Origin of the sequence: Dyella sp., assembly GCF_035277725.1 — a bacterium.
Classification (GTDB): Bacteria; Pseudomonadota; Gammaproteobacteria; order Xanthomonadales; family Rhodanobacteraceae; genus Dyella_B.
Genome location: NZ_DATEJY010000245.1, coordinates 1 through 11,349, shown reverse-complemented (window position 1 = coordinate 11,349; position 11,349 = coordinate 1). Strand labels below are relative to the sequence as shown.

The 11,349-nt window shown below is 60.9% G+C and carries 10 protein-coding genes; 2 read left to right on the top strand and 8 right to left on the bottom strand.

Annotated elements, in window-relative coordinates; translation table 11 throughout:
- Window positions 1–146 precede the first annotated feature (146 nt).
- Window positions 147–911: a LysE family translocator gene (locus VJR68_RS20020; RefSeq protein ID WP_324150504.1), complete on the top strand. Its 765-nt coding sequence runs from the start codon at window positions 147–149 to the stop codon at window positions 909–911.
- A 15-nt stretch (window positions 912–926) separates the two neighbouring features.
- Here the strand turns inward: VJR68_RS20020 and VJR68_RS20015 are convergent, their stop codons facing one another.
- The 8 genes from VJR68_RS20015 to VJR68_RS19980 form a co-directional block, all read right to left on the bottom strand.
- Window positions 927–1,712 (bottom strand): DUF1080 domain-containing protein, encoded by a 786-nt coding sequence (locus VJR68_RS20015; protein WP_324150502.1) that lies wholly within the window; start codon window positions 1,710–1,712, stop codon window positions 927–929.
- A 19-nt stretch (window positions 1,713–1,731) separates the two neighbouring features.
- Window positions 1,732–2,628: a hydroxypyruvate isomerase family protein gene (locus VJR68_RS20010; RefSeq protein WP_324150501.1), complete on the bottom strand. Its 897-nt coding sequence runs from the start codon at window positions 2,626–2,628 to the stop codon at window positions 1,732–1,734.
- Between the two features lie 3 nt (window positions 2,629–2,631).
- Window positions 2,632–3,687: a sugar phosphate isomerase/epimerase gene (locus VJR68_RS20005; RefSeq protein ID WP_324150499.1), complete on the bottom strand. Its 1,056-nt coding sequence runs from the start codon at window positions 3,685–3,687 to the stop codon at window positions 2,632–2,634.
- A 187-nt stretch (window positions 3,688–3,874) separates the two neighbouring features.
- Window positions 3,875–4,465, bottom strand: a complete 591-nt coding sequence (locus tag VJR68_RS20000) for a gluconate 2-dehydrogenase subunit 3 family protein (protein WP_324150497.1) — start codon at window positions 4,463–4,465, stop codon at window positions 3,875–3,877.
- 11 nt (window positions 4,466–4,476) lie between these two features.
- The gene (locus tag VJR68_RS19995; protein ID WP_324150496.1) at window positions 4,477–6,168 is read right to left on the bottom strand and encodes a GMC family oxidoreductase; all 1,692 of its coding nucleotides are present in this window, start codon (window positions 6,166–6,168) and stop codon (window positions 4,477–4,479) included.
- 32 nt (window positions 6,169–6,200) lie between these two features.
- Entirely contained in the window at window positions 6,201–7,085 is an 885-nt protein-coding gene (locus VJR68_RS19990) for a sugar phosphate isomerase/epimerase (RefSeq protein WP_324150494.1), read from the bottom strand.
- A 32-nt stretch (window positions 7,086–7,117) separates the two neighbouring features.
- Window positions 7,118–8,320 carry a nucleoside permease gene (locus tag VJR68_RS19985; RefSeq protein WP_324150492.1) on the bottom strand — a complete coding sequence of 401 codons (1,203 nt, stop codon included), beginning with the start codon at window positions 8,318–8,320 and terminating at the stop codon, window positions 7,118–7,120.
- Complete coding sequence (locus VJR68_RS19980; RefSeq protein WP_324150491.1) at window positions 8,317–9,516, bottom strand: Gfo/Idh/MocA family oxidoreductase; 1,200 nt, start codon at window positions 9,514–9,516, stop codon at window positions 8,317–8,319. Before VJR68_RS19980 ends, VJR68_RS19985 begins: the two co-directional genes overlap by 4 nt.
- A gap of 498 nt (window positions 9,517–10,014) precedes the next feature.
- On the opposite strand from VJR68_RS19980, the gene VJR68_RS19975 reads away from it, so the two are divergent.
- Window positions 10,015–11,082: a LacI family DNA-binding transcriptional regulator gene (locus VJR68_RS19975; RefSeq protein ID WP_324150489.1), complete on the top strand. Its 1,068-nt coding sequence runs from the start codon at window positions 10,015–10,017 to the stop codon at window positions 11,080–11,082.
- The last annotated feature ends 267 nt before the right edge of the window (window positions 11,083–11,349 follow it).

The following is an 11,349-nucleotide window of genomic DNA, read 5'->3' as shown; positions in this document are numbered from 1 at the left end:
CCTAGCGACTTGCGGATACTCAAAGGCACTGGACCCCGGCGTTCGCCGGGGCGACGAGTCGCTAGCTTTGAATTTGCTGGGAAAAAAGGGGCTTCGGTTGAGTTGCAGATGTTTGCCTGGAGCGCAGCGAATTTCCCCGGATAGCAATGAGCGAAAGCTGGAGTGACGGGTGTTGGTTCTGTGACGACCGGAACGTTCTTGGGGTCCGCGCATCGACGCCATGGGAGCGGTTGTTGCATGTCGGCAACTGCAAAAAAGCATGCTTAAATTGGCCGATGGCTATCCGCCCGGAGTCCACCTTTTTACTTGCCATGTTCACTACATCGGCCACCATATGGTTCGTGCTGGGTGTCGTCATCGTGCTGATCACGCCCGGTCCCACCAACACGCTGCTTGCCGCGGCGGGGTTGCGGCAAGGCATGCGTCGCGCAGCGCGACTTGCGGGTGCCGAAGTGGCGGGTTATGGGGTGGCGATTTCGGCGTGGGACGGCTTTCTGGCGCACGCGGTGCACACATTGGCCTGGTTGCCATCGCTGGTGCGGATGGCCAGTTGTCTCTATGTGGCTTATCTCGCGCTGCGTATGTGGCGCACGACCCTGGCGATTGAAGCCAGGTCGCCAGTGACGATTGGTCCGTACACCTTGTTTGTCGCCACGCTGCTCAACCCCAAGGCCATCCTGTTCGCTGGCACGATCTTTCCGTCCACAGCATTTGTGCACGTCGCTGATTATGTGATGGCCATGAGTATTTTCTTGAGCCTCGTGCTGCCGATCGGGCTCGCCTGGATCGCATTTGGCGCAGCCCTCGGTCGTGGCCGCCTGGTGTGGATCAGTGCCGAAGGCATGCAGCGCTGCGCGTCAGTGGTGCTTGCTGCATTTTCACTGACGCTGGCGTGGAGCTTGTTCCAATAGGACTGGCGTGGTCGGTCAATCCAGCGGACGCACCCAGATATTGCGAAAGCTGATCGGCGGCGAGGGATCACCGTGTGCCTGCAGCTTGATCGGTGCCGTATCGTAGGGCTTGTACTTCGGCTTGCCGATATAGAACGTCTCGCCGGTAAGCCCGGTGTGGTTCTGCACGAGCACACCGTTGTGGAATACCGTGACAAACGCCGGTGATTTGAGCGCGCCATCCGCGGCAAACACGGGTGCCGTCCAGACGATATCGTAGGTTTGCCACTGGCCCGGTGGACGCATCGCATTCACCAGCGGAGGCGTCTGCTTGTAAATGCTGGCGGCTTGTCCGTTGACGTAGGTTTTGTTGTTGAAGGAATCCAGCACCTGGATTTCATAGCCTTCATCGCCGGGCCCGGTCGAGGCCAGGAACACGCCGCTGTTGCCGCGTTTCTGGCCTTCGCCGGTAATGTTGGTGGGCACGAACCATTCCAGATGCAGCTGGTAGTTCCTGAATGTCTGTTTGGTCTGGATGTTGCCGCTGGGCTTGTCCACCGTGACCACGCCGTCGTGGACTTTCCAGCGCGCGGGTGAATGATCCTTGGATGTTTCCCATTGGCTGAGATCGTGTCCATTAAACAGCACGATGGCATCGGAAGGCGGCGCGCTGTCTTGCTTGCCGGGCGTGATGATCTTCGGCACCGGCTGCCATTGCTCGGTGGCTTCGGGCGTTTGCGTGGCAGTCTGCGCCAAAGCTGACGATGGGCCGATGGCAGCGAGCATGAGCAGAGTAGGAATAGGCGCGATTCGCTGTTTCATGAGTGCCTCGTGGAAAGAATCAAACCGTGCATGTCTTGAATGCCTCAGCGAACGAAGCGAACGGATCGGCTTGCGCCGGCATGAATTCGTGCGCGATGTAGCCCTGGAAATTCAGGTCCGCGATCGCCTTGGCGATCGCGTGGTAGTTGAGTTCCTGTGTACTGTCGATCTCGTGGCGACCCGGCACCCCGCCGGTATGGAAGTGGCCGATCCACTGGATGTTGTCGCGGATCGTGCGGATCACGTCGCCTTCCATGATCTGCATGTGATAGATGTCGTAGAGCAGTTTGACGTTGGGCGAGTTGATGCCTTTCATCACCGCGACGCCGAAGGCGGTGTGATCGCCTTGGTAGCCGTGATGATCGACCTTGCTGTTCAGCAGCTCCACGCACAGCGTGATGCCGTTCTCGGCGGCAAGCGGTGCGATTTTCGACAGGCCTGCGACACAATTGTCGATCGCCTGGCTGTCGTCGATGCCCGGTCTGCGATTGCCGAACATGGTGATCACGTTCATCACGCCCGCTTGCTTGGCGAGCGGGATGGTCGTCTCCAGCTCTTTCAACAACGTCGCGTGATTGGCCGGGTCGTTGAAGCCCATCGCGATGAAGTCATCGCGGCGGGCGGGATAGCCCATGGATACTTTGAGCCCGCTATCGTTGACCGTCGCCCATTCGTCCGCATACAGCAGATCGATGGCGACGAAACCGATGGCCTTGAGGCGCTTGCACAGCTCGGGGAGCGGTGCCTTGGAGGTCCAACGGCTCAGCGATTGCTTGAGCCGGCCGGCAGCCGCTTTCTCGTTCGCGGCGAATACGCGTTCGGCCGGCGCGAGTGCTGCGGTGGCGCCGAACGCTGCCGCCGTCACCATGCGGCCAAGCGCCTCGCGGCGGGTAATGCCTTGCGGATCAGCGGACATGGTCTATTCGAGCCCCAGCAATTGGCGGTTGAAAGTGTGGTCGGCACCGGTGGCGGCGAAATCGTCGAACGCGCGATCGGTCGCCTTGATGATGTGGTCGCGGATAAAAGCTGCGCCTTCCTTGGCGCCTTGCTGGGGATCTTTCAGGCAGCACTCCCATTCGAGCACGGCCCAGCCGGGATAATCGTATTGCGCGAACTTGCTGAAGACAGCGCGGAAATCGATCTGGCCATCGCCGAGCGAGCGGAAACGCCCGGGACGATCGATCCAGTTTTGATAACCGCCATAAACGCCGGCGCGTCCGTTCGGACGGAACTCGGCATCTTTCACGTGAAACGCGCGGATGCGCTCGTGGTAGATGTCGATGAAGGCAAGGTAGTCCAACTGCTGCAGCACCATGTGGCTGGGGTCGTACAGGATATTGGCGCGCGGATGATGATCGACGGCATCGAGAAAACGCTCGAAGGTCACGCCGTCGTGCAGATCTTCACCGGGATGCAATTCGTAGCAGACGTCCACGCCCGCTTCGTCGAACGCATCCAGGATCGGGCGCCAGCGTTTGCCCAGCTCGGCAAAGGCTTCATCGATCAAGCCGGCGGGACGTTGCGGCCACGGGTAGAACAAGTGCCATGCCAGTGCACCGGAAAACGTTGCGTGCGCGGACAACCCGAAATGCCGGCTGGCTTTCGCCGCCAACTTGAGTTGCTCAACGGCCCAAGCTTGGCGCGCTTGTATGTTCCCGCGCAGCGCAGGCGGTGCGAAGCCATCGAACTGGCGGTCGTAAGCGGGATGCGAGGCCACCAGTTGGCCTTGCAGATGGGTGGATAACTCGGTGACGGCGAGTCCGTGTTCGGCCAGCATGCCGGCGACGTCATCGCAGTACGTTTTGCTCGCTGCCGCTTGTTCGAGATCGAACAGGCGTTGGTCGTTTGAGGGAATCTGCACGCCAACAAAGCCAAGCGATGCGGCCCAGCGCGCGATGTCGGGGAGCGTGTTGAATGGCGGTGCATTGCCGGCGTACTGGGCGAGGAAAATGCCTGGGCCCTTGAGTGTTTTCATGCGTGATGGCCTGGTGTGTGCGCTAAGTGGATGCTTCGATCGCCAGAAATCTGAAGCTCGTCATTCCGGCGAAGGCCGGAATCCAGTTTAAATACGTCGTGCGAAGCACACATAAATTGTATGTCGTGTGCTCCGCACATCATTTTTAAACTGGATTCCGGCCTTCGCCGGAATGACGAGCGTTGCGTCATATCGTCAATTCCGTCTCCACCGCCCACGCCCGGCCATTCCCCGCCTGCGACAGCGGAATATCGGCATGGTACGCACCCGGCACCGCCACGTATTGCAGCACCTGTGTGCATCCGGGCTGTGACATGAAGTACCCAAGCATGGTCAGCTTCTTGGTCGTGAGCACAAAAGCGGGCGCCGAAACGGGATCGATCTCCTTGCTCTGGGCGAGCGCTTCGTGATGGAGCTTGGCAACCAGCGCCTTGCGCTGCACGGCATCCAGCTGCAAAAACGCCTTGCCGCTCTTTTCTTCAAAGGCAGCGAGCGCGTGCACGTAGTTCTGCTGTTCTTCCTTGGTATAGACGTCCCTGAACATCAGGTCGATAAAGCGCGGCACGCCTGCATCCACCGCGCCCGGCGTATCGGAGCGCGGAATGATGATGTCGACGACAGCGGTCATCAGATCGTTTTGCGGCTTGCTGAAGAAGGGTATGCCCGCGTTGCTGCTTTGCGCGGCGGCGTGTACGTCGAACACCGCCAGCAGCGACGGTGCCGCAACGGCGCCGGCGGCCAGCATGGACATGCATTTCAACCATTCGCGACGGTTCATCATGCTTCTCCTCAGATATTGCCGCGCTTGAGTTCATCCACCGCATGGCTGGCTGCGCGGGCGGTCAGCGCCATGTAGGTGAGCGACGGGTTCTGGCAGGCGGATGACGCCATGCAGGAGCCATCCGTGATGAACACGTTCTTGCACGCATGCATCTGGTTGTGAGCGTTGAGCACGGAGGTCTTCGGATCGCGGCCCATGCGCGCGGTGCCCATTTCATGGATGCCGGCGCCGACGTTGGCGGGAATCTCGAACGAATGCACGTCGCGATAGCCGGCGGCGCTGAGCATCTCCATCGCGTCGCTGATGATCTCCTTCTTCATCATGATTTCGTTTTCCTGGTGCGCGGCATCGAAGTTCAGCAGCGGCAGGCCGTACTTGTCTTTGCGGTGGCGATCCAGCGTGACGTGGTTGCGATGAGAGGGCAGCATCTCGCCGAAGCCCATCATCGACACCATCCAGGGGCCGGGTGTTTCGGCGGCACGCTTGAGTTCGTCGCCGATCGCCGGCGTGTCCACCAGCCGTGTCCAGTCGTCGCGGCTGGCGCCGCCCTGGTAACCAAAGCCGCGCAGATATCTGCGCTTGTCCTTGCCGACGTTGCGGTAGCGCGGGATGTAGAAGCCGTTGGGCCGGCGGCCGCTGTAGTAGCGATCCTCATAACCGTCGGCCAATGCGCGCGCGCCGCTGCCGAAGATGTGATCCATGATGTTGTGGCCCACTTCGCCGCTGTCGTTGCCGAAGCCGGTGGGGAAGCGGCTGGAGGTGGAGTTGAGCAGGATTTGCGCGGTGCCGAAGGTGGAGGCGCAAAGAAAAATCACGCGTGCGAAGTAATCGGTCTGATGGCCGGTTTCGGCATCCAGCACGCGCACGCCGGTCGCTTTGCCCTTGGTATTGTCGTAGATCAGTTCGTGCACGACCGCATTGGGCACCAGCGTCATGTTGCCGGTTTTCTCCGCCGCGGGAAGAGTGGAGGAATTGCTGCTGAAGTAAGCGCCGAACGGGCAGCCGCGCATGCACAGGTTGCGGTACTGGCACGGTGCGCGCTGCGGGCTTTTGTCGTGCTTCAGTGGTGCGGATAAGTTGGCAGTGCGGCCGATGATCAGCTTGCGGCCGAACTTGTCGGAAAGCTTGTCGCGGAAATCCTTCTCGACGCAGGTGAGTTCCATCGGCGGCAGGAATTGCCCATCCGGCAACTGCGGCAGATGTTCGATGGAGCCGCTGACGCCGATGAATGCCTCCACGTAGTCGTACCACGGCGCCAGGTCGGCGTAGCGGATCGGCCAGTCGACACCGATACCTTCCTTGCCATTCGCTTCAAAATCCATCTCGCTGAAGCGGTAGCTCTGCCGTCCCCACATCAGTGAACGGCCGCCGACGTGATAACCGCGAAACCAGTCGAACGGCTTGGTTTCCTCATACGGGTTGTCGATGTCGTCGACAAACCAGTGCTTGGTCGATTGCTTGATGCCGTAGAACGACGGACGCGTGTGGATCGGGTGGCGTGCAATGTCTTCGCGCGTGGGCTGATCCGCGTAGGGCAGTTCCCACGGTGCTTTCATCGCTGTGGGATAGTCGCCGTGTTTGACCATCGGGCCACGTTCCAGCACCAAGGTCTTGAGGCCTTTCTCGGTCAGTTCCTTCGCGGCCCAGCCACCGCTGACGCCGGTGCCGACGACGATCGCGTCATACGTGTTGTTATCCATGTGCTTCCCTTTCTCGCTCGGGGCCGCGCCGGTCAGCGCAGCGGACGCAGATAGGCGTAGTCGACGCGCGCGGCATCGAGCTGGTTCATGCGGGTATACGGACCTTCCTGCTCGACGAAGCAGTGCTTGAGTCCAGCCTGGTTGGCTGCCGCGAGAATCGGCTTGTAGTCGAGCGTGCCGCGCCCGAGTTCGGCGCCCGGGTGTTCGTTGGCCGCATGCGTGGGCAGGAAATCCTTGGCGTGCATCAGCGGAATGCGGCCGGGATTCGCCTTGAAGATATCCACGGGATTCTTGCCGCCGACGTGCACCCAGCCGCAGTCGAGTTCGAACTTCACCAGGTCGTGATCGGTTTCCTTGAGCAGCACGTCGTAGAACGTCTGGCCCCCGCCGACGTCGGTAAATTCGCGATAGTGATTGTGATAGGCGTACTGCAAGCCGGCTTGCTTGGCTTTTTCGCCGATCTGGTTGGCGAACGCCGCGGTGCGCTTGGCTTCATCGAGCGAATAGGTTGGCTCACCTTTGCTCTTGCCATCCATCTTCTGCATGAAAGCCGGGAGCATGCTGCTGACGAAATATTGCGTGCCGAGCACGTGCGCGGCTTCAAGGCCGGGCTCGATGCCAAGGCTGTCGAAATGCAGGCTGGGGCAGGCGAGGCCGGCTTCCTTCAATTGATCGCGCAGCGATGGCGCGGTGCTGGTCACGATCGCTTCGATCTCGCTGTAGCCGATCGACTTGAGCGTTTTGAGCGTACCCATCGGATCGCTTTGGTACGCCTGCAGCACCATGTAGAGCTGGATGCCGAGCGCCTTGCCTTGCGTTCCAGCAGCCAGGAGCTTGCCGGACGTGCTACCGGCAAGCCACGCGGCCGTACCGCAAAGGAGAGAGGTGGATAGGAACTGCCTGCGAGTCATCGTCATAGGGGGTTCTCTGGGGCGGTGGGGATGCAACGTCAGTGGGCGACCGTAGCCGCACTGCCGACGCTGCTTTTGCGGTCCTTGAACATCAGCACGAACAGCACCAGCACGAACGCAGCGCAGGTGCCGGCCATCAACCAGATCGGGCGCCAGTCATGCGCGCTCACCGTGGTGTGGGCATCTACCACCGCACCGGAAACCCATGAGCCGACGAACATGCCCAGGCCGTAGGTGAGGAAGGTGATCAGGCCCTGTGTTGCCGCGCGCAAGGCAGGCGGTGCTTCGCGGTCGATGTAGATCTGGCCGACCACGAAGAAGAAGTCGAAGCAGATGCCATGCAGCACGATGCCGATCCACAACATCCACATCAGATCGCCGGGCGCGCCGAAGGCGAACATCGCGTAGCGCAACACCCAGGCCAGCATGCCGACGGCGAGCATGTATTTCACGCCGAGATGCCGGAAGAACCAGGGGATAAGCAGCATGCAGAACAGCTCCGACATCTGCCCGCCGGTCATCTTGCCGGCTGCGTTGACCACGCCGACTTCGTTGAGAAACAGGTTGGTGAACGCGTAGTAGAACTGCAGCGGAATGCAGATCAGGAACGAGGCGAGTGCGAACACCGCCATCGAACGCCCGCGCAGCAGTTGCAGCGATTCAAAGGGAAATACGTGGCGCAATTCGAAGCGCTGGTGGCGTGCCAATGGCGGCGTTGCCGGCAGCGTGAGGCAATAACACGCCATCACCAGCGACAGTGCAGCGGCCAGATACAGCGGCGATGCCGTGGCTTCCACGCCCCATGCGCCGACGATCAAGCCCACCACGATCCAGCCAATGGTGCCGAATACGCGAATGGCGCCGAATTCTTCGCGGGGATCATCGATGTGCCGCATGGCGAGCGACGTGGTCAACGCCAACGTCGGCATGTAGCAGAGGCTGTAGATAAGCAGGACCGTATACAGCACCGGGAATGCGCTTTGCTTGGCAGCGATGGCAAGCAACGCGGCACCGATGATGTGCAGCACTGCCAGCACGCGGCGCGTATCGAACAGGCGATCGGCCAGCAGGCCGACGAACAGCGGCGAGATCATCGCGCCGATGGCCGTGGTGCCGGCGACTGCGCCAATCTGTTCACCGTTGAAATGCAAGGTTCGACCCAGCCATGTGCCAACCGTGACGTACCACGCGCCCCAGATCGCGTATTCGAACAGCATCATCAAGCGAAGGCGCCATTTCATCCACGTTTCCCCTTTTTCGATGAGGTTGGTGCGCGAGGTTCTTCAACGTTCTGCCAGATCCCACCGGCGGCATGGCTGCGCAGCATGGCGTCGATCACCAGGCTGTTGCGGTAGCCATCGGCAAAGCTCGGCAACGCCGCAGGTTTGCTCTCCGGCTTGCCGCCTTGGCGTATCCACGCATAGGCATCGGCGATGAGATTGCGGAATGCATCGGCCCACGCTTCGGGATGCCCGGCAGGCAGATGCGCATAAGGCCGCGCGGATGCATCGAGCAGTGCGGGGTCTCGGGTGAGCAGCGTGTTGGCCTGTGCGTGATGGCCAATCCACAGTTCATTGGGTTGTTCCTGTCGCCACGCGAGTGAAGCGAGCCGGCCATTGATTTCCAGGCGCAGATCGTTCTTGTGGCCGGGCAGCACCTGCCCAACAAGCAGGCTGCCGCGCGCGCCGTTGTCGAAGCGCAACAGCACGCTGGCAAGATCTTCGCTGGTGATGGTGACTTTGCGCCGCTGGGTGGACTTGGTCTGGTTGGCGAAGGCCTTGGCGGAAGCGGCTGATGCCTGGCGCACCGGCACGGCCGTATGCAGATCCGCCAAGACGGCAGTGATTCGCGCACCCGTGACGTGCTCGGCAAGATCGCACCAGTGCGAGCCGATATCGCCCAGCGCGGAACTGGCGCCACCCAGTTTGGGATCGAGGCGCCAGGTATAGGTGCGCTCGTCGGTCAACCAATCCTGCAGATAGCAACCATGCACCAGCACCGGCGCACCGAGCTTGCCTTTGGCGACCATGGCGCGCGCCTGCTGCACCAGCGCATGCCCGCGATAGTTGAAGGTGACGACGTTGGCGACATGGGCGTTGCGTGCGGCGTCGAACAGTTCGCGGCTTTCCTGCACGCTGCTGGCGAGTGGTTTATCGGAAATCACATGCTTGCCGGCGTGCAGCGCCGCCAGCGAAATTTCCTTGTGCAGATGGTTGGGAGTGGTGTTGTGCACCACGTGCACGGCCGGATCGGCGAGCAGCTCTTGGTAATTTGCATAAGCGCGCGCAACGCCCAAATCGCGTGCGCGTTTTTTTGCCGAGTCGAGGCTGGAGCCTGCTATCCCGATGATCTCTACATCGCCCAGCCGGCGTACGGCATCGATGTGATGGGCGGCAATAAAACCGGGGCCGACCAGGCCCATGCCGAGTTTCTTCATAGGGCAGTTTCTCTGGAACTGGCAAAGAGTCCCGGACTCGTCACCTCAGCGAAAGCTGGGGTCCAGCGACTGTGCTTTAGGGGCAAGGCACTGGATTCCAGCTTTCGCTGGAATGACGGCTTCATAGCAAACCTTCGCCCCACCTTTGATGCCAAGCGGAAGAAACGTGCTTGCATCGCACCTAATGTCCACGGGCTGCCCAATGATCCTGGTAACGCCATTTCCCCTCCCCGTGCCGCACTGCTGAAGAAATGTATTCGATTACATTTCTTGCGCTATGTGCTTCCCTGTCGAAGCGGAAGCGGCGTGGCTTGCCACGAAAAGAAACGCCAAATAACTGGCCGAAACATGTAACAGATGCGTGTACGCTGTTGCAACGGTTTTATGTAATCCATTACATTGCGCTGCACAAAGACGAGCCAGGCCGCTGGTGCAAGCGCGGGTCGAAAGGCGAGTGGTATCGTCCTGAATGCAAAGGCGATGAGAGGGGTTGAGCGAGTGAGTGGGGACGGATCCAAGCGTAAGCGGCAGCGCGGCAAAGGCGACTCGGGCGCGGGGACGCAGCCTGCCCGTGGCAAGACGGTCAAGGAGATCGCCGCCGCCGCGAACGTATCCGTCGCGACCGTATCGCGCGCCTTGCAGCGGCCCGAAGTCGTCAGCGAAGCCACGCGCCAGCACATCCACGAAGTGGTCAAGCGGCTCGGCTATACTCCCAACGCGCAGGCGCGCAACTTGCGCACCGCGCGCACGCGATTGATCGTGGCGTTGCTGCCGGACATTGCCAATCCGTTTTTCTCCGAGGTGATCCGCGGCATCGAACAGGTCGCGCACGAAAGCGGCTATTCGGTGCTACTTGGTGAAACGCAAAGCAGCCTCGTACGCGAGCAGGCGTACGCCGATATGGTGGCTGCGCGCCAGGCCGACGGCATCATCACCATGTCTCCGCGCGTGCCGGCGATTCCCATTCAAGGGCGGCTGCCGGTGGTCAACGCATGCGAATACGTGAAAGACAGCCAGATCTGCAGCGTCTACGTCGACAACGTCGCGGCGGCAGCCACGGCCGTCGACTATCTGGTGACGCTAGGACATCGCGACATCGCCTTTATTGCCGGACCACCGACCAGCCCGATCTGCGTGGATCGCGAGCTGGGCTATCAGCGCGCCTTGCAGCGCGCGGGTATCGCGATCAATCCCGTGCTGAGTGCGATCGGCGACTTTTCGATCGAAGCCGGCGAACGCGCCATCGAGTTGCTGCTTTCGCGCGGACAAGCATTCAGTGCGGTGTTCTGCTCCAACGACGAGATGGCCATTGGCGCCATGCGCGCATTGAGTTCGCATGGCTTGCGCGTGCCGGAGGATGTCTCGGTGGTCGGCTTCGACGACATTCGCTTTGCGCGCTATACGTTGCCGGCATTGACCACCATTGCGCAGCCGAAGAATGCGCTGGGGCGGGAAGCCACCACCATGCTGATCGAATTGCTCAACGATCCTGCGGTGCCGCCGCGCAAGCGCGTGTTGTCGGCGGATCTGGTCGTGCGCGGCTCCACCGCTCCACACCGCCCGTAGGCCGCAACCCGTAGGCTGGGATGAAATCCCAGCATGATCATGCATGGCGGTGCTGGGGTTCGCACCCAGTCTACGATTTCATCGCAGCCTATGGGTTGTTGTGTCAGCGTGGTTTGCGAGCACTGGTTTTATCTGACTCCAGGCATCTCTTTAGGCGCTCGATTGCTAGAAATCCTCTGACGCTGGAGAACACACCCCGCAGATATGCTGCGTCTTCACAAGGATCAAGGAGGCTTGGCAATGACAAACGTCAACTGTGGACACTAC

What these genes read in the sequence shown, in the direction of transcription:
- VJR68_RS20020 (WP_324150504.1), top strand. Translation starts at nt 147, where the DNA reads ATGAGCGAAAGCTGGAGTGACGGGTGTTGGTTCTGTGACGACCGGAAC.
- VJR68_RS20015 (WP_324150502.1), bottom strand. Translation starts at nt 1,712, where the DNA reads ATGAAACAGCGAATCGCGCCTATTCCTACTCTGCTCATGCTCGCTGCC.
- VJR68_RS20010 (WP_324150501.1), bottom strand. Translation starts at nt 2,628, where the DNA reads ATGTCCGCTGATCCGCAAGGCATTACCCGCCGCGAGGCGCTTGGCCGC.
- VJR68_RS20005 (WP_324150499.1), bottom strand. Translation starts at nt 3,687, where the DNA reads ATGAAAACACTCAAGGGCCCAGGCATTTTCCTCGCCCAGTACGCCGGC.
- VJR68_RS20000 (WP_324150497.1), bottom strand. Translation starts at nt 4,465, where the DNA reads ATGAACCGTCGCGAATGGTTGAAATGCATGTCCATGCTGGCCGCCGGC.
- VJR68_RS19995 (WP_324150496.1), bottom strand. Translation starts at nt 6,168, where the DNA reads ATGGATAACAACACGTATGACGCGATCGTCGTCGGCACCGGCGTCAGC.
- VJR68_RS19990 (WP_324150494.1), bottom strand. Translation starts at nt 7,085, where the DNA reads ATGACGATGACTCGCAGGCAGTTCCTATCCACCTCTCTCCTTTGCGGT.
- VJR68_RS19985 (WP_324150492.1), bottom strand. Translation starts at nt 8,320, where the DNA reads ATGAAATGGCGCCTTCGCTTGATGATGCTGTTCGAATACGCGATCTGG.
- VJR68_RS19980 (WP_324150491.1), bottom strand. Translation starts at nt 9,516, where the DNA reads ATGAAGAAACTCGGCATGGGCCTGGTCGGCCCCGGTTTTATTGCCGCC.